The following is a 17,913-nucleotide window of genomic DNA, read 5'->3' as shown; positions in this document are numbered from 1 at the left end:
GGCATCGTGCCTGCCTTTTCCGAACACAGGATTTCGGTTAGGCGTGGGGGCAGTGCTGTTCATTGGATTACTGAGCAGAGCACGCTGGATTATTGTGGCGCAAGCCGTCGCCACCTGGTTTCTATCGAGATAGGGATGTGGCATTAGGGATAGAATTACAGATTCTGCGATCGCCATCCGACAACTTTTCATTTGTGGTTAAGTAATTTCTGAGCCACTCACACGCTACGGGTAAAAGGGTTTCTGGATGAGTCACAGAATCGAGATCCCAGATCAGGGTAGTCTGATCAATACTGGCTGAAATGATCTGCTTTCCGTCTTTTGTAAAGGCGAGTCCACCAACCGAGCCTCTGTGTCCATTAATGGTTGAGATTAGCGTTCCATCCAGTTTCCAGAATTGGATAGTGCGATCGTTCGAGGAAGATGCGATCAGGTGTCCATTCGGGCTAAACTTGGCATTCAAAACGGCTGCTTGATGTCCGGTAAAGGTGGTCAGCAACGTGCCATCTCGCTGCCAAACTCTCGCGGTACCATCATTAGAGGCAGAAACGAGTAACGTCCCATCTGCGTTAAACGCCAAACTGCTCGGAGCAGCGGTATGCCCCTTCAGGGTGTGTTGTAACTGTCCTGCTTGATCCACAAATTTAATCGTGGAATCACCGCAGCCAAAGGCAATGGTTTGTCCATCGGGGCTATAGTCCAGTGAATTGACGGAGTTAGAACAGGCAGTGATGCTTCTGATCAAGATTCCGTCCTGATTCCAGTACTTCAGCGTTCCATCCCAGGCGACAGAGACGATCGTTTCACCATCGGGGCTAAAGGCCACATCCTCTACTTTTGCCGTGTGTCCAGTTAAAGTCTGACGCAAAACCCCGTCTCGGCTCCAAAGTTTGACGGTGAAGTCCCAACTGGCGGTGGCAATGGTATGACCATCGGGGCTGTAGGCAATGCGCTTGACCACGCCCTGATGCGCTGCAATGGTTTTCAGGAGCTTGCCGTTGCGATCCCAGAGTTTCAGGTTGCCCTGGCGATCGCCCGTCGCAATTTCTTGATCATCCGGGCTAACGTCTAACCCTGTCACCTCACTCCCCTGACGCAGGATGTTGATCGCATCTATCCCCTGGGGCTTCCAAAACCTGACGGTGTTATCCAGGCTGGTGGAGGCGAGGGTTGAACCATCGGGGCTAAAGGCAATGCCACGCAATTCCCCCTCGTGCCCCTGAAGGGTAACGAGCAAAGTACCATCCCGCTGCCAGAGCTTCAGGGTGTTGTCACGACTGCTAGAGGCGAAGGTTTGTCCATCTGGACTGAATGTCACATCGAGGGTGGCATCTGCGTGATCCGTTAAGGTTTTCAGGAGGGTGCCATCCGCCCGCCACATCTTGAGGGTGCCATCTTCGCTAGAAGAGACAAACTCAGTTCCATCCGGGCTATAGGCGATACTGGTAACGGTGCTGCGATGACCCGTTAAGGTCTTGAATAAGGTGCCATCTAGCCGCCATAACCAAATATTGTTATCCGCTCCGCCGGTAGCCAGGGTTTGCCCATCGGGGCTGAACGCTCCAGCAAATACCAGCCCATCATAGGGAAAACTTCTCAACAGCTTGCCGTCCTGAGTCCATAATTTGACGGTCTGATCGGCTCCACAGGAAGCAATCATTGAACCATCGGGGCTGAAAATGGCGCGCCAGCTTCCCCCCTTGTGGGCTGTTAGGGTTCTAATTAACCTGCCGTCTGGACTCCAGAGTTTGATTTCATCGGTTAGTCCGGTTGAAACCCACTGGCTGCCATCAGGGCTAAAGTCAACTCCCCATGCCCGTCCCTGATTGCTTTGCAGCGTTGCGACGATCGTGCCGTCGGGTTGGCGAATCTGTAGGGTGCCATTGAGCTGAGCCAGCAAAATTCGCTGTCCATCCGGGCTGTAAGCCACATCATTTACGCCACCCTGAAAGCCGGAGAAGCGGTTGGATTCCAGCGCACCGTATACCGCCTGTTGCAAGACGAATTGAGTTTGCTGGGCGAGGGTTGGGTCAATCGGGCTTAAACTTTGCAGCCTGATTTGAGCTTTCACCGCTTCTACCAGTGCATCTAATCGCTGTTCAGAGGTAAACAGGGCAGAGGACAAGCTGACGATCGCTGAGACTTCGCTCTGCTGGAGTTGCACCTGTTGCTCGAATAATTTTCGGTATTGTAACAGGAGTGCTGCACCTAAACCCAGCAAAAATAGCAGAGCCACACTGACGATCGACAAAATCAAGCTTTGCTGACGCGAGTTCCGCTTCTCTAGTGTCAGACGGGTTTTGGTTTCCTGGGCGATCGCAGCCTCTAGCCGCAGACGAGCTGCTAACTGCTCTTCTTCCTGACTGGCAGATAAAAACTGATAATCTAAGTCGCTCAGGCTTTTGTTTTTTGCCCACCGCAACGCATCTTCTAATGCTTGCCCTCGCAGTAAACGCGATGTATCAGTCCGACCCGATGCGATCCAGGCATCAAAGGATTGAGAGTAGGGGTGTAAATCTGCCAGGTTTTGCTCAACCCAGCTCAGGTTAAAAATCTCTTGATAAATGGGGCATTTAACCTTGAGCGATCCGTCCTGTTGAATTACTAATCCGGATAGCAGCAGTTTCAGTTGTTCACGACTATCGTTCGCTTTAACGGGAGCAGATTGCAAAATGCGCTGATAGATGGTCAGCATCCTCCCCGCTCCAGACTCATGGCGCATAATTCGATCGCGAATGGTTCGCAAATGCTCTGGATTATCCTGGGCTTCCCAATTCTGGATGATGGATGCGTAAACCAGTTGATCAATCAGGTCTTCATCTGAACTGTCTAGTGCTCCAACAGTCTGAATTCTACTTTGTGCTACGAGCTGGCATAATTTCTGGGTTAAAAAGGGTTGTCCGCCCGTCCAGTACAGAATTCGCTTTAGCGTTGAGTGGGGGTCTTTAACTAATCCAATCAGCGGTTGCACCAGTGGATCAATTTCCTCGAACTGGAACCCTCTTAAATCAATGCCGCAACCAATATTAAAGGGGGTGCGGTATCGGTCTTGAATCAAATCAGAGGGAGTGGTCACGCCAAACAGGGCAAAATTGAGGCGACGCAGGCTGGGATTGACCGATCGCTGATTGTAGCAAAACCGAATGAAGGCAAAGAAATCATCAACGGTAAAATCTAAGCTGAGAATACTGTCGATTTCATCGATAAAAATGCAGAGTGGGCGATCGGGGAAGGCCGGCAAAAGAATATCTTCAATAAACAGGCTCAGCTGTTGCGTCGTGGAAAGATGGCTAACCTGTTGTTGCCAGGAGGCGAGATCAGCTTCCAGATCAAAGCTACGCCAGAGATCCCACAGGATGCCGTTGTACCATTGGTGGGAGGAAAGTCCCTCGCCCCCAATCCGGGTCATATCCAGAAATGCCGTCTGAAATCCTTTCTGCGTCAGTAGGTACCGGGCACGAAACAACAGAGAGGACTTACCCGTTTGCCGGGAGTTAAAAACATAGCAAAATTTCCCTGCCAATAACGCTGTAATCAGTTCCGTATCCGCTTGACGGACGACGTAGGTTGACGCATCAGCACTCAACCCTCCACCCACCTGATACAGATCATTTGGCATGGAATTGATAGACCGTAGCAGAGTAAACAGTGGAACTGGAATCAGATGAAGCCTTTTGTCCCTGAAATGGAGCTAACTGACAGAGAACGGCTGCAAAAAACTGCTGATACAGTTTACAGCTTGGCATTGCGTTGTAGCCATCCAGCTTAATCAACCCCAACCGCTCTAACTTGTAGGCAACGATCGGATTGAGCGGGACTGGATTTTTGTTTTCCAAAACCTGTTTAAACGCCTCGGTCAGTTCCGGATCTTGCTGAAGAGTCGCTAGACACTCATTCAGGTGATTCACGTAAATTCCGCTAGGCGTTGCAGCTTCATCCACGAATTGCTCCAGGCTGATGGCATGATGCGACAGGTAATACAGCCCTAACTGAATCAGGTAAGAGCGACCTCCAACCAGATCTCTGAGCGGCAGAGCAACCGCTTCTGGCAGTTCGTAGAGGATAGCTAGCCTCTGGATCTCCTCCAGGGTTAAATCTCGCAGCTCAACCGGCAATCCAATATTAAAGGGGGATTGATTGAGATGCAGGGAAACATAGATTTCTGTGGAGTAGATCAGCACAAAGCGTAGTTTTTGCAGAACGGGGTGACACTTTGCTTCCTGATACCACGATCGCAGCAGGGGTAAGAATTCTTGATAAATCACCGGATACTCGAACAGGCGATTGACCTCGTTAAGTACCAGCACAACGGGCGACGGAAGCGGCTTCAGCAGTACTTTTTGCAAGTAAATCGTACAGCTTACCTTACTCCCTGCCTCCTCATTCCAGTGTTCCTGAATAGTAGAGGGCAAGTCCAGTTGATAGCTGAGGGTGGTACAGAACCAGCGCAGGAAGCGATCGAAACTAGAGAAAAGCTCCTCATCCGCTTGCTGAAAATCAACCCGTAAGGTTTTATACCCCAGCGTTTCGGCATGGTGCTGTAATCGCAGGGCAAATGAACTTTTTCCCGACTTCTGAGGTGCTTTAATCCGCACCAACCCCCCAGGACGGCTGATCTCCTGATAGGCACTTGTGAGCTGCCGTTCGGATTCAATATAAAATGGAGACTCGAGTGGGATCGTTCCCCCCGGAAAATCAGGAACCGTTGCCGCTGGAGCGATCGGTAATGACTGAGCGAGCGGCAATGGCGTAGCCTGGATCGGTTGGTCTGGCTCAATTTCTTCCTTCAAGGAAGCCAGCTTGTAATCGAGCGGGGCCAGCTCCAGTTTCATTGCCTGGAAAACTAGACGGAGCGATCGTTCGTCTACCCCCACCTGCCGACCCATAATTTTTCTCAGGGTAATGGGATGCAGCCCTTGAGCATCAATGAGCTGAATTTGCCGAATTAATGCCTGTTGAGACAACTTGTGACCTGTGTCTTTCTCAATCTGATTCCGGCGAGCCTGGAGCTTTTCCCATCCTTGCAGACTCAGGATGAATCCTCGATTGCGCTTAGGCGAATTAAGAGACATTCAATAAAAAATATTAATAGTTTATGCATTAAAGCAATATCAAACTCGATCGATCTCAAGGAGCTAAACTATAAACGAAACGCGCCGAACAGTGATAGGACTGAATCATAGCAGGGTTACACCTCCAGGGAAGTATTAACCTTATTTAATAAAATAATCAATTTGTTAAGCTGAGCTTATCTTAACTTACAACACCTCCACTGTAAGGTAAACAGCATGAAGATGCAAAAGTCTTTACAACCCTTATCAGAAAATTAATATCTTTTTTCGGCAATTATGTTGTGAGTCTCAATCAGAAGAGAATCTGTACTGAAGAGAATCTGGACTAAGGTTCACCTCAGGGATCTGCAATCAAAGGGCATCCCAACTTTTGAAAAAATCGGCTGCAAGGGTGCACTGCTGTGGGGAGCATGTCCCTTTGAAAGTTTATCCTCATCCCCCAGCCCCTCTTCTCCCTGGGGAGAAGGGGATCGGAAGTCCCTATCCCTTTGGGATAGGAATTTAGGGTGAGGGCTACAAAAGTGACATGCTCCCCTGCTGTGCGCCCCCAACGGGTATGTTATTTTGCCGCATCCCCCTAAAGTTATTCCCTGATCTTCATATTATTTCCCTAACTTCAACTCTTTATTGAAGTACCTGATGTAATACTATCGATTGAGGAAATGTCCTTGGAACATTAAAACATTTGCTCTGTTTGAGCAAGGGATTTGTTCTGCAAGTATTTGCCGCTGAATCGTGAGTAGGTGAAATAGTTGAACGTCGATCTTGCAGCTTTCCTGGTCATTCGCCCTCGAATGAATTCGGGGTTAAGAGCTGAAGTCTGTTGAAACGGACTGAATCCCAAAGTTGCAAAGGTTTCAACCCATTTCAAATCGATGCCAACGCGACGATTAATCTTCGCCATGTCAGATTTCACTTCTCCATTCTTCATCTGTCTGACAAAGCTGACGCTATTTTTACTCCTATTGTCATTAGGCCTCACGGTCAATCTCAAGCAGGTGATGTGCCTTTGGCAAAGACCGGGGTTACTAAACCGAGCCATTTGGGGAATCAGTGTGGCTACGCCGATTCTGGCGATCGCGATTGGGGTTGGGATGAACTTGCCTGTGGAAGCCAAAGTGGGATTGGTGATCGTGAGCATTTCTCCGGGTACGTCACTCCCGTGGCACTATTTTGTCAAAACATTTAAGGGGCATTTATACGCAGGCGCACTGCAAACGACAACGGCTTTCCTGGCGATCGTGACTGTGCCAATCACCCTGGCGATCGTCAATGAGTTTATGCCAGCCGATGTCAGAATTGCTCCACTGGCGGTAGCTCAACAGCTCCTTGTATTCCAGTTGCTGCCCCTGGTCATTGGCATCACATTACAGCAGTTCCATTTAGCACTGCTAGAAAGGAACACGAAACGACTGATGACAATGACTGCTGGATTGCTTTATGCTCTACTGATTTGGGCATTGGGACAACAGTTTAATATTTTGCTCCAGGTGGGTATGCGCTCTATTGCGGCGATCGGCTTATTAGCACTCCTATCTCTCTGGATCGGGCATTGGCTTGGGGGAAGAGAAATTGCGACGCGCACCCTGCTGGCACTGACGCTGACAACCCACAACATCGCCCTCGCCCTCTTTATCGCCGCTACGAACCTACCGAATGTTGCCATCCTTCCCACGATCGCCATCTATGTGTTGATGTCAGTTGGACTGGAGATCGCTTACTCCAGATGGAACCAACCGAGACTGGATACAACAATCAGTGGATAGATATCCAGTGGATAGACATCGCTGAAAGTGGGTTCGCTGTCCACTTTGTTGCTTTTTGTAAGGCTAATCTTATTCCTTAAGTTATCCCATTCTATTTTTATGTTCGCCACTGACATAGGGTGAAAGATGACAAGGTATGAGGGCTGGCGCATCAACAATCGTTCGCGTTGCTGATCTTGTTTAGCCTCCCCCTGGCATTACCCCCTATGCAACTCTCTTTATATCAAACCATTAATTTTTCTCTCGCTCCATTTTTATCTGGACTTTATCTGGACAGTTCATCTAAAACTTTCAAGGACTGCTGTCTGCATTCCAGGCATAAATAATTACAAGCCGTAGGATTCGATCGGTTCAATACCAGCTAAGTATCCCTGGTACAGCAGACAGGCACGATCGGCTTCAATCCAAGCATTCATTGAGACATTTAGACATTTATTCGGCAAAAGGGTATTTCCACTCATGCCAGAGCTTCTTACACCTCAAGCTAACATTTCTGCTCTTCATCAAAGCCACTATCATCAACTCATACAGCAGGCGGAGCAGATGATAGGTGAAAACTTGAGTTATCCCTGAACCATTCAAGAGCTGTGCGAAAAACTTTATGTCAGTCAACGTACCCTCCGCTATGCCTTTCAAGAATGCTTGGGTATGTCTCCCATGACTTACCTTAAAACTCAACGCCTGAAGCAAGTACGTCGCCAGTTAAAGGCACCCGATCAGAACCAGACAACCGTGACCGATATCGCCATTCAGTACGGGTTCTGGCACATGGGACAATTTGCCCAAGATTATCGAAAGATGTTTGGTGAACGGCCCTCTGAGACTTTACGATATTACCAACGTAACGTGGAGAGAGGAGGCAGTATACAGAATCACGCCTTGACTGTCTGAATTGCGACCTGCCTATAATGGGTTTAACGCTGCTTCACTAACCGACGAAATATGCCCGCCAAGTTACAAACGCTATGTTCCAGAGTTGAGGTTGAGCAGCTTAAAGCCAAGCTCAAACTGCACGAATTACACGTAGTTCAGCAGAATTTGCAAGCTGTCAGTTATAGAACGCGAGCCACCAGTCATGCTCGAATATCCGATAGCCATTGGCTAATATCACAGCGATACAAGTTGAAGCTGGAGACTGATCCTGAAGGCGCACTACACCTGCACTACGAGCTGAAAGTTAGATACCATCTGTTGCAGGCTGAACAGCACCGAGAGCACTTCACGCACTATCGCTGGCTGGCGATCGAGTACGAAAAAAAAGCTGAAGCCCATGAGATGCTGTGCGATTATTTGCAACATAAAGTAGCGAAAAGGCAGCCTGTAGAGGAGTAGCTCAGCTCCTAACCATTAAGCGGTTTCCTGGGAAATCTGGTGTTTTACCAGATAGCTAAATACCGCTAGATTGAGCAGAAAAATGATTAGCCGTTGCCAGGATCGCTCGTGGAGCAACTCCTGAACTTCTACAGGAAGCGGCAACCCAACCAGAAGAATCATCAAGGGGTTTGCCCATTTTTTGGCATACCACAAACCGATCGTTGCAATACCCATCCCGATCGCATAAATTCCGGCGATGCGAGCAACCAACCGTAGTTCTGGAACTTGCCTGTGAAGTACGGTCTTGAGAAACCAATCACTGAACGCAAATTCGCCATCTACAAAATTCTCTTGAGCCAGAAGGACTAATGCATCGTAATGTCTCCAGCTCAATCCTGAGATTAAGCTAATCACAATCAACGCAAGCACCACCAACCCTTTGTAGACAACGATCGCCTTTAAACCTGCAGAACGTTGAGGTTGAGCTGTTTGGTTCTGAGCTGTTTGGTTTTGCACTATCATCTTGACAAAAAATAAATCAGGAATGATCAGGAATAATGATTGGGAATTATGTCACTGTCCGTACCTATCCAGAACGTCTTTCGTTAGATTTCTATCAATGCGAAGGTCGCCAGCAGGCAGTTTGCTCATCTGGAGAAGAACACTCTCAGGGTACTGCGAAAGTTAAAGCTCTGATGCTGAAATACTAGCAGTATTAAAAGGATTTACCAATAAATGGCACTGACATAAGCAATTTTGAATCGCTGTGAGCCTTGATTTCTCGCAGGGCAGACGAATTACTATTACTGGTTTTGGCTTCCCTCAACCCCAGAATCTGTTAATGATCGAATTGGCGAAGAGAAATTGCCGTTTTTTGATAGTAGCAATCGTTTAATGGGCTGATACTGAAGCTAGTTGTTGAGCAGATTCGTTTTGCGATCGCTGTTTTATCAATAACATCTGCACACAAGTTCCGCACGTCACAATCCTTCCTGATGAGAGGAAGGATTTTCCCATTCACAACACAAAGCACAAAAAGTTACTGCTCAGTATTCAAGAATTGCCGCTTTTTGATATCGGTAATTCTTGATTAATAGCGGTGCATTCATTGTTCCCCTTGTAATTCTTTGTTCCTTGTCATTATGATTCAGAGAAAAACTAACTCAAATTCCTTCCGTAACCATCTTCAGCATCATATCGCTCAAACAAAAGTTTTAGGTTTCATGGTTGGGCTGGGTGTCGTTGGGGGAGTGCTTGCCTTTGGTGGGCGTGCCAATGCAGTTGAAACGGTCAGGCTCGTTTTTGAAAGCAATGATGCGGTTGTGTCGTTGGACGATATCAGGGCGTTTGCCCAAACTGGACAACCTCCAGCTGAGATTGAGCAGTTCTTGCTGGATAATGGGCAACCCGCAGAAGTCATTGCTCGCTTGTTGACCGAAGAAATCACTCTATCCGAAAATTTGCGGCAGCGAATCCGAACGAGGTTGGAAGAGAGTTCAATCGGGCAGTTTATCCTGTATGAAATTGACAAAATTGTTCAAGGTTCTGGGGACATAACGGCACTGAAGAATGCCCTCGATCGCACCATGGAAGACCGCACCATTTCAGTCCTTGAACTGCTGGAAAATTATACCGATGCTAATCAGGTTACAGTCAATCTTGTGGGGTTGCGACAAACCTACACTGATGTCAAAAACTTTGTAGAACGAGTGATTCCAGCGTTAGAGGTGGCGAGAGACTTTCTCCAGAATGCAATTTGTGAATGCGAAACTCCTCAGCAAACAGATGCCAATCCGGAGACAGATACTGATACGACTTCGTCGCCCCAAAGCCAAAACCACAACATTGATTTGGGAACGTCTGTCGCAGCTGGGTTAGATTCAGCGTGTCTCAGTGAAGGATTAACCGCAAACCAGCTTTCTTCTACGCAGCCCTAATCGGTTGGTTAGGAGAGAATGACTGACTTCTGTAATCGTTCTTCTCCCTGACTGATCCCGTGGTTGTTCTCAAATTATCCACTTGAATACTGACTGTTATCATCATGGCTCTTGCGAAACAAGTCCGTCGATCGACTCAAGGTGGGATTTTCGCTTCACTCGCCAGTTTTGGGAGTCTGTTCCTGGGGGCAGCAGCAATTGTATTGGCAGTAAGCCAACCCACCCATGCGGCGGAACGGCTCTATTTCACCTATGGTTCATTTGGGACGTTCAATCTCCATTGCAGAACTCAGAAACTTTGCAGAAACTGGAGAAACCTCCCGGCAACTGCGTTGGTACTTAAATGTTGCTAACCTGGAGCCAGAGCGATTTCGCGCTGTTTTAACCAGGGAAGTAACCCTCAATCTGCAATTGGTCGATCGCATCACGCACTCCGTTCCCGGTGAGTTTTTCCTCTTCCAATTGGGACAGATAATTCATACTCCATCGCGTCAAGCCAACATTCAAGCCCTGCGATCGTCGCTGATCCTATCCGTTAGTGAAGACAATAGGCTGTCGCTTCTAGAATTTATGGAGAATTACCCGACTCAAGGCATTCACGTCGATGGGGTTGTTCTGGCACGTACCGCTAATAGAGTCAGAGGTGTGATAGACAATATCGAACCTGTTGTTGCTTCAGTTGAAGAGTTTTTGGGAGGTTTAATTTGTGACTGCGAAGCCCCTCAGCCAACTGCCACAACTCAATAACCTCCAGACGATTTTAGTAGAAATGAGGTCTGATTCCTAACGATCTGCACATCTATAGCTATCCTCTGTAGGATTTGAACGGGGTGCAGGGGTAAAACCCTGGCGTGGGGGCGTTGCCCCTACCCCCTTGTTCACAAACAATTTGTGAACGCTATATCTGAGTTTGTAGGATATTGACAAAAAGCACGACGAGTTGGGAATTTCCCATGAAAAACGGGGTTCTCCTTTTGTAGTGATCATTAGGGACATTTCCGTTAGGAGGTGGATGATGAAATCCCAATGTTCACTTTCCCTTCTTTTAACACTTTTCCTCACATTGCTCTCTCAGCCTGTTGTTGCCCAAGTTGTTCCCCAATCTGTAGATGCCCTATTCAAACAAGGAGAGACCGCACAAGCAGCAGAAAACTACACTGAAGCAGAAACAATCTGGCGACAGGTTATTCAGCTCAATTCAAAAGATCCAATTGCTCATACCCATCTCTGTACAGCAATTTACCGCCAGGATCGGGCCAGGGATGCCCTTGAGTTTTGTCTATGGGCGATCGAGCTAGACCCCAATTATGCACCTGCTTATAATTGGCTAGGCTCCGTTCTCTACGCCCTCGAAGATACAGAAGGTGCAATAACCAACTACAACAATGCGATTGCCCTTGATCCAACCTTCCAAGCCCCTTACGTTAATTTGGGTGACGTTCTATACATCCAGCAACGCTATGAAGAAGCGATCGCCCATTACCGTTATGCGCTGCAGCTAGACCCATCCGATGTGGAAACTTACGTGACTCTAGGCAATGCGCTTGATGATTCAGGAAACTACGAAGAAGCAATTACTCAGTATCATCGTGCCCTTGAGCTAGAGCCAAATTATGTACGCGCTTATTATGAATTGGGAGTAGCCTTAGAGTGGCATGGAAACCTGGACGACGCACTTGCAGCCTATCAAAAGGTAGTGGAGTTAGAGCCAGAAAACTCGGTTGCTTATGCAGCCTCAGGGGATGTGCAATTTGCACAAGGACAGGTTGAAGCAGCGATCGCCAACTATAGAGAGGCAATTGCCCGTGATCCAGAGTATGCCTATGCCTACAATGCTTTGGGTAGAGTCCTTGCACACCAGGGGAATCCGGTAGAAGCGGCGACGTACTTCCGCAAGGCGATCGCCTGTAATCCTAACTATGCCTTAGCGTACAGGAACCTTGGCAATGCTTTGTATGATCAGGGACACTATGAGGAAGCCATCCTCCACTATCGTCGCGCCATTTCTCTTGATCCAGAGACGGCTGAACCGTATGCTTTGCTGGGTCATGTCCTCATTCGTACCCATCAATTTGAGGAAGCGCAGCTTCAGCTTCAGCATGCCTTAAGTTTGAACCCCTTGCCTGTCTGGGTTCACAACGAGCTGGGCTTTGTTTTATGGAGGCGGGGACGAGTCGCAGAAGCAGGTCTAGAATTTCAACAAGCCCTGGAATTAGAACCGAATAATGTACAAGCTTATGGTGGACTATGCCTGATTTTGGCGCAACAAGGGCAGTGGGATTCCGCTCTGGATGCCTGCCACATGGCTACTACCTTAGCCCCTGGCGATGCAATGGTTCATAACAATTTAGGAGCAGTTCTACTGAGGCAAGGACAGCTTGTAGAGGCAATGGAGACATTTCACTATGCCCTTACTCTTCCTGATGTCCCTGGCTTAGGCTCCCCCAGCGCTCATGCGTTTGCCCATCGCAACCTTGGTACGATTCTCTGGCGGCAAGGCAACTTGCAGGAAGCACTAGAGGAATTTACTCGGGCAATCGAGATTGCGCCAGATTATGAGGATGCTCAACGGGATCTTAGAGAGTTGCAGTTCCAGCTTCAGTTTCCACCCGCCCAGGAGTTTGCGTAGTAAACAGCCGTCCTAAGCATCTTCATCCAGCAATCCCGACAACCGATCGCGTACTGCCTGACTGAGGAGCGGGATTAAGTTCCCTGAACGGGACAGCAGCTCAGGGTAGGGATAAATGGAGGTTAAGAGTTCCGTTTGACTGGAGGATTCGATCGGGTGGCGCACTCGGGCAGCTTCGTAGGGCAATCCTTTGCGTTCCAGGTCGTTGGCGATCGCCTGAATCAGCCGTTGATATTCTGAGTTATTGATTCCAATGAGCTGACGAGCCAACTGAACTGCATCCCAGGATCGATGCATCGATCGCAACAGTAAACACTGCAATGAAACGGTAGAAAGGGTAGTTGTTGTGGCAGCCATTAATTCTCGTTCCCGATCGGCGATCGGTTTGGTGCTTAAAAGTTTGATCAATTCCTGCTCAAAATCCGTCAGATGTTCATCGCTACATTCGGCCGCCCGCAACGCATCATACATATCCCAGTACAGATAGAGGGGTTGGGTAATACATCCATCTAGAATTTGCTGCTTGATATCTCCGACCCGCTCGGCAGCATCCGCATCGTGAATAACGGACGTGACCCACTGAATGGCATGATGAACGGCTTGGGCGTTTTCCGGCACAATCCGCTGACAGTGGGCAAAGTAGCTCTCTCCAATCTGCTCAATCTCCTGCTGTGTCGCAATGATCAACAGCCGCGATCGAGTCCGGGTCAACAAGGTATACCAGCGGTAAACTTGCTCCCGGTTAATCGGAGGTGCTGAATCAAATAAACAAAAAGCGATACTGGATTCAAATTCTCGCCCTTTAACTTGTTCAACGGTCAGAAATTCCACTTCTGGGGTAGGGGACTGTCGGTCAGCATCCGATACCAGAACTTTCACCTGTCGGGAGAGGGACTGCAACAGCGATCGATCGGGTGCTGTATGTTCTGAGTTCACTGAGGGAAGGGTCTGTTGAAGCTGTTCCAGGAATGCATTGGCCTCAGCTTTGGAGTTATAAACAACCAGTCGTACAGGTTCTCCTTCCTCACTGGCAAGCTCTGGATTTCCAGGAGCAGGCGTTTCCTGTTTCACCTTTGCAGAGCGAGGAACCCGATCAAGGAAGGGGTTCGCAAATTCTAAAATTCGTCTGGAATTCCTGAAGTTTTGCCAGGAGGGGGTACATACCTTGTCAATTTCCAGGTGTCCCCAGGTAAAATTCACGGGTTGAATGCGTTGATTCAAATCACCAAATAGCCAGAGATGCACGGGGTAATTTAAACTGCCCCAGGTGCGCCCCAAATGAATCATGGCTTTAAGTTCAGACAGTAAATAGTCCTGTGCTTCATCAATGACAATAATCGTGCCTCGAACGTTCGATCGCTGAGGTTCAACCCTTGGAAGCTGGTTCGTTTGAATCAGTTGAGCCACTTTCCACCGACTCAGTTTTTCCCCCAATGCTGCATTCCAATCAGCTTGTTTGACTTGCTGACGAAGCCATTCAATTCGCCTGGCATTATCCTGGTAAATGGCACTGCGATCCTGATTTCCTACTGCCCGATCGAGGATAAATGCCTGATACAGTAAAACATCTCGGTGGCTCAGATCTTGCCGTTGTTCGTGCTGATAAATGTTTTTAGCGGCTTGACGAAAGGCAATTAATTCTTCCTCTGCACTAGCAAAATTTTGCGCCTGAAAAAACTTGGCAAGCCAGTCTCGAAAGGTTCCCAAAAAGAACTGATTCGGTTGGTTGCGATCGAGCGTTTGATAGGCTTTAAACCTCTCTACATCTTGAATCAGTGGAGCAGGCACAAGAAAGGCAATATCCCATCCTTGTTGATAGTATTCACAGGCTCGAAGCAAGGCTGCCAGGGTTTTTCCGGTTCCCGGTGGATTCTGCACCAGTGAAACCTTTAATCCCGCAGATTGCCAATTGTTGACGGTAATGGATTCCTCTTGCGCTTGGGTGATCACCGGAGAATACCGATAGGAGCCTGTCACAAACCGCAGCCATTCTCCACCCTGTTCTCCATGCCACTCGTAGCTTGGCCACGGAGCTAAGGCATTGTAATCACTGGTGTAGGTTCGATCGTCCCTCAAGCGCACGGCCTTCACCACTGCCCCGGCTGACTCATCTTGAAAAATTAGCCGCAGACGATCGTATTTGACCCGCTTCAAGCCATTGTTAACACCCTCCAGCCTGCGAGTGTCATAACGCCGCCGATCCTGTTGCAAATCAGCCAGAAGATCCGGTATTCTAAGCAAGCCAGTTTGCTCTGATAAATGCTTGAGATCCCTAATGGCCCTGCGGGTTAATTGAATACTTGACATCCTAAAATCACGCAATGAGTAAGTTAGTAGAAGCTGATTAGCAGGTCGGCTTAATCCTCATACTAACGACTCAATATTCGTGCTAAGGAGACTTCAGGTTTTTTTTCTGCAAAGTTCAGTCAAGCGATCGTGAAGTCGATCGCCCTTTAGAGTAGGCGTATCCCATTGAGACAAATGGAGCGATTTCCGTAGCGCAGGCAGCGTTTCGACGGCTCGACTGAGCGTTCGACTGAGCTCACGCCGAGGGCCGAAGTCTTGCCTGCCCGTGGGAGCTTGCCCTGCAACTGCAAAATCGGGATACACCCTATTTCGACTGACTACCCCAACTAAAGTTCTGCCCACCCGGACTTCAGTTGAGTTGAGCGACTACCTCCTGGAGCTTCGTCCGAAATTCTCCCTTCGGATGGGCCCCTTTCACTTCACCAACGATCTTAAAGTCCTCAGCTTCAGGAGATTCACAGATGATATAAGTGGGCCAGCCCATTTCCGACTTATCGGGATACTTAGACAACAAAACCTTCCGATATTTACGGTAGGTCGCTGTATCCTGCATTTTGACATCAATGAAGGTCAGCCCCAACTCATCCGCCACCTTCTGATCGTAAAAGGACATTTTGTGGCACAGTCCACAATCTTCTGAAGAGAATTTGATAATGCTTAGACTCATAATCTTCTAGTTCAGTGAAATAGTCAGATCAACCAATGATATCAAAGCCGGTAGCGGCTTCAGCCAGGATTGACAAGCAGGGCAAGCAGTCCCTGTCCTACTGGATTGAAAAATCTCTGGAAGGGCAGTTCAGCCAATCCCTGCTCGGCTTGCAGATCGGGTGTTGGCAAAATCTGCCCCTACGAATGACGCTGGACGGCTAAACAACCTACTCTGGATTGATGCCATCCTCGGGGAACACCCACTTCGGTGGAGCTGACATTTTTTTCCGCAGGGCTTCCTCCGCGATCGACAGCATATCATCCAGTGACGTTTCTTCAATAAATTTAGAAGCCTGTTCTTGAAACTCTTTGTTCGGGCAATCATCCCCCAACACACAGCCATTTACACAAGCGGTTTTGCAATCAATTTCATTTGGATTCATTGTTATTTCTCCTCAAGGATCGTCCGCCAGTGACCCCCGATCGGGTTGAGACCGGGTTTAGATCCAGTTCAATGAGCCAGATCCAATCACGATGTAGCGCAATCCGGCAGGTTCACCCTACCTCATTTCTAGACTACCAACTCCGCCAGCCCCTTGTACTGAATCCCCTCTGGGGTCACCTCAAACCGACAGGGTAAAACGAGCAACCCCTGATCGATCGCCTGCCGCAACAGTTGCCCATAGACTGGATCCGCACTATCACCCGGAGAAAAGTGGGTGCAGTCACCGCGATTGATAAAGTAGAGCATCACCGCCTTGTACTCAGGCAGGAGGTTCGTCAGTTCCCGCAGATGCTTCTGACCTCTTGTTGTGACCGTATCAGGGAAAAGGGCGATCGTTTCCTGGGCCCAGGTGGTGTTTTTCACTTCAAGGTAAATCCGTGGCGTGGCTGGATCACCCTCCGTCAGCAAAAAGTCAACCCGGCTCTTTTTGTCCAACCCATAGGAGACTTCGCTCAAAATCTGGCTGTAGTCTCCCAACTCTGGAAATAACCGTGCCTCCAGAGCCGATTTAATCACGCGGTTGGGTAAAGCGGTATTCACACCAGCCCAGGTTGGGGTGGTATCTGTGACTTCGATCAATTCCCAGGTATAGGGGAGTTTGCGCGTTTTACTTTCACTCCGCGATACCCAAACCCGATTTCCGGGCAAATATACCCCCGTCATCGGGCCCGTATTGGGACAGTGTGCCGTAATTTCTTCTCCCGAATCCAGCAGAATGTCGGCAAAGAATCGCTTGTACCGCTTAACCAACCGCCCCGCCAGCAACGGCGGATAGGGATATATCCAATCGTTCATGCAATTACCTTAAACTTTTTAAAACCCCACCTCTTCTGTCCCCCGGCTCAATCCCAGGCGAATCACCGAGAGGGTCAAAATGATCAAAAACATGACTAAGCCGATCGTGCAGGCGTAGCTGATCTCCAAATCCTGAAACGCTCGCTCGTAAACGTAATACACCAGAGTTTTAGAGCTATTGCGAGGGCCGCCCTGGGTCATAATGAACACTTCTTCAAACACCTTCGTCGCGGCAATGGCAGAGATCACGGCCACCAGAAATAGATACGGTCGCATCAGGGGGACGGTAATATCCAGGTGTTTGCGCCAGCCATCGGAACCGTCGATCGCCCCTGCTTCATACAAATCTGCTGGAATCGCCTGTAATCCTGCCAGGTAAATCACCATGTAGTAGCCCAGCCCCTTCCAAATCGTCACCGCCATAACGCTAAACAGAGCAAACTGAGGACTGGTTAACCAGGGAATACCATCCTGGGACAGATTTAACCAGCGCAGCAATTGATTCAGCAACCCATTCTCAGCATAGAGCCACCGCCAGGCGATCCCCGCCACCACCATTGAAATCACCACGGGTGTGTAGTAAGCCGCCCGAAACCAGGAGACTCCCGGTAACGCCCGATTGACCAAAATGGCTATTCCTAGTGGAGCCACGACCAAGATCGGTACGACAATCACAAGATAGAGTAGTGTGTTGGTGAGACTGCGCCAAAAGAGGCGATCGGACAGGAGCCGTTGAAAGTTCTCCAAACCAATCCATAGGGGCGGTTGAGTAATGTCAAACTCATAGCGGGTGAAACTGAGGTAAAAAGCCTGGAGGGCTGGATAGAAGACCGTTAGCCCCAGAATCGCTAAGGCGGGAAAGAGGAAAAGGTATGGAGTGAGGCGAGGAGACACGACAGCAATCCCAAGAAGAAAAGCAGACAACTCAGGATAGCATCAT

15 protein-coding genes are annotated in these 17,913 nt (G+C 48.7%); 7 read left to right on the top strand and 8 right to left on the bottom strand.

What is annotated here, in order from left to right; all coding sequences use genetic code 11:
* Positions 1–121: 121 nt before the first annotated feature.
* Entirely contained in the window at positions 122–3,619 is a 3,498-nt protein-coding gene (locus ACM1PF_RS15295) for an AAA-like domain-containing protein (RefSeq protein ID WP_416676072.1), read from the bottom strand.
* Positions 3,609–5,072, bottom strand: a complete 1,464-nt coding sequence (locus ACM1PF_RS15290) for an AAA-like domain-containing protein (protein WP_416676069.1) — start codon at positions 5,070–5,072, stop codon at positions 3,609–3,611. Before ACM1PF_RS15290 ends, ACM1PF_RS15295 begins: the two co-directional genes overlap by 11 nt.
* An 875-nt stretch (positions 5,073–5,947) precedes the next feature.
* Here ACM1PF_RS15290 and ACM1PF_RS15285 point away from each other — a divergent pair.
* The 3 genes from ACM1PF_RS15285 to ACM1PF_RS15275 all read left to right on the top strand — a co-directional run bounded on the left by ACM1PF_RS15285 (position 5,948) and on the right by ACM1PF_RS15275 (position 8,170).
* Positions 5,948–6,838, top strand: a complete 891-nt coding sequence (locus ACM1PF_RS15285) for a hypothetical protein (RefSeq protein ID WP_416676066.1) — start codon at positions 5,948–5,950, stop codon at positions 6,836–6,838.
* A 576-nt stretch (positions 6,839–7,414) separates the two neighbouring features.
* On the top strand, positions 7,415–7,729 hold the full coding sequence (locus ACM1PF_RS15280) for a helix-turn-helix domain-containing protein (protein ID WP_416676656.1): 315 nt from the start codon (positions 7,415–7,417) through the stop codon (positions 7,727–7,729).
* Between the two features lie 51 nt (positions 7,730–7,780).
* A complete protein-coding gene (locus tag ACM1PF_RS15275) occupies positions 7,781–8,170 on the top strand; it encodes a hypothetical protein (RefSeq protein WP_416676063.1) in 390 nt (129 codons plus the stop codon).
* Between the two features lie 15 nt (positions 8,171–8,185).
* On the opposite strand, the gene ACM1PF_RS15270 is transcribed toward ACM1PF_RS15275, so the two are convergent.
* Positions 8,186–8,674, bottom strand: coding sequence for a DUF2127 domain-containing protein (locus ACM1PF_RS15270; RefSeq protein ID WP_416676060.1), 489 nt, complete (start codon positions 8,672–8,674; stop codon positions 8,186–8,188).
* Positions 8,675–9,375: 701 nt separating this feature from the next.
* Here ACM1PF_RS15270 and ACM1PF_RS15265 point away from each other — a divergent pair.
* The 3 genes from ACM1PF_RS15265 to ACM1PF_RS15255 all read left to right on the top strand — a co-directional run bounded on the left by ACM1PF_RS15265 (position 9,376) and on the right by ACM1PF_RS15255 (position 12,718).
* Positions 9,376–10,089 (top strand): alpha/beta hydrolase, encoded by a 714-nt coding sequence (locus tag ACM1PF_RS15265; RefSeq protein WP_416676057.1) that lies wholly within the window; start codon positions 9,376–9,378, stop codon positions 10,087–10,089.
* Positions 10,090–10,341: 252 nt separating this feature from the next.
* Positions 10,342–10,836 carry an alpha/beta hydrolase gene (locus tag ACM1PF_RS15260; protein ID WP_416676054.1) on the top strand — a complete coding sequence of 165 codons (495 nt, stop codon included), beginning with the start codon at positions 10,342–10,344 and terminating at the stop codon, positions 10,834–10,836.
* 316 nt (positions 10,837–11,152) lie between these two features.
* Positions 11,153–12,718, top strand: coding sequence for a tetratricopeptide repeat protein (locus ACM1PF_RS15255; protein WP_416676052.1), 1,566 nt, complete (start codon positions 11,153–11,155; stop codon positions 12,716–12,718).
* Positions 12,719–12,730: 12 nt separating this feature from the next.
* Here the strand turns inward: ACM1PF_RS15255 and ACM1PF_RS15250 are convergent, their stop codons facing one another.
* Together ACM1PF_RS15250 and ACM1PF_RS15245 are read right to left on the bottom strand one after the other, a co-directional pair.
* Positions 12,731–15,025 (bottom strand): hypothetical protein, encoded by a 2,295-nt coding sequence (locus ACM1PF_RS15250; RefSeq protein WP_416676049.1) that lies wholly within the window; start codon positions 15,023–15,025, stop codon positions 12,731–12,733.
* Between the two features lie 349 nt (positions 15,026–15,374).
* Complete coding sequence (locus tag ACM1PF_RS15245) at positions 15,375–15,692, bottom strand: thioredoxin family protein (RefSeq protein WP_416676047.1); 318 nt, start codon at positions 15,690–15,692, stop codon at positions 15,375–15,377.
* Positions 15,693–15,727: 35 nt separating this feature from the next.
* Here ACM1PF_RS15245 and ACM1PF_RS15240 point away from each other — a divergent pair, with 35 nt between their 5' ends.
* On the top strand, positions 15,728–15,895 hold the full coding sequence (locus ACM1PF_RS15240) for a hypothetical protein (protein ID WP_416676044.1): 168 nt from the start codon (positions 15,728–15,730) through the stop codon (positions 15,893–15,895).
* A gap of 5 nt (positions 15,896–15,900) precedes the next feature.
* On the opposite strand, the gene ACM1PF_RS15235 is transcribed toward ACM1PF_RS15240, so the two are convergent.
* From ACM1PF_RS15235 to ACM1PF_RS15225, 3 genes are all read right to left on the bottom strand, one after another.
* A complete protein-coding gene (locus tag ACM1PF_RS15235; protein ID WP_416676041.1) occupies positions 15,901–16,116 on the bottom strand; it encodes a hypothetical protein in 216 nt (71 codons plus the stop codon).
* A gap of 128 nt (positions 16,117–16,244) precedes the next feature.
* Positions 16,245–16,973, bottom strand: coding sequence for a DNA/RNA nuclease SfsA (gene sfsA, locus ACM1PF_RS15230; RefSeq protein ID WP_416676038.1), 729 nt, complete (start codon positions 16,971–16,973; stop codon positions 16,245–16,247).
* A gap of 18 nt (positions 16,974–16,991) precedes the next feature.
* On the bottom strand, positions 16,992–17,876 hold the full coding sequence (locus tag ACM1PF_RS15225) for a carbohydrate ABC transporter permease (RefSeq protein ID WP_416676654.1): 885 nt from the start codon (positions 17,874–17,876) through the stop codon (positions 16,992–16,994).
* Positions 17,877–17,913 lie beyond the last annotated feature (37 nt).

Origin of the sequence: Egbenema bharatensis FJBBOT/2019 (assembly GCF_048077055.1) — a bacterium.
GTDB lineage: Bacteria > Cyanobacteriota > Cyanobacteriia > Elainellales > Elainellaceae > Egbenema > Egbenema bharatensis.
The sequence above is the reverse complement of the archived record's forward strand: the minus strand, read 5'-3'. Positions and strand labels throughout refer to the sequence as shown.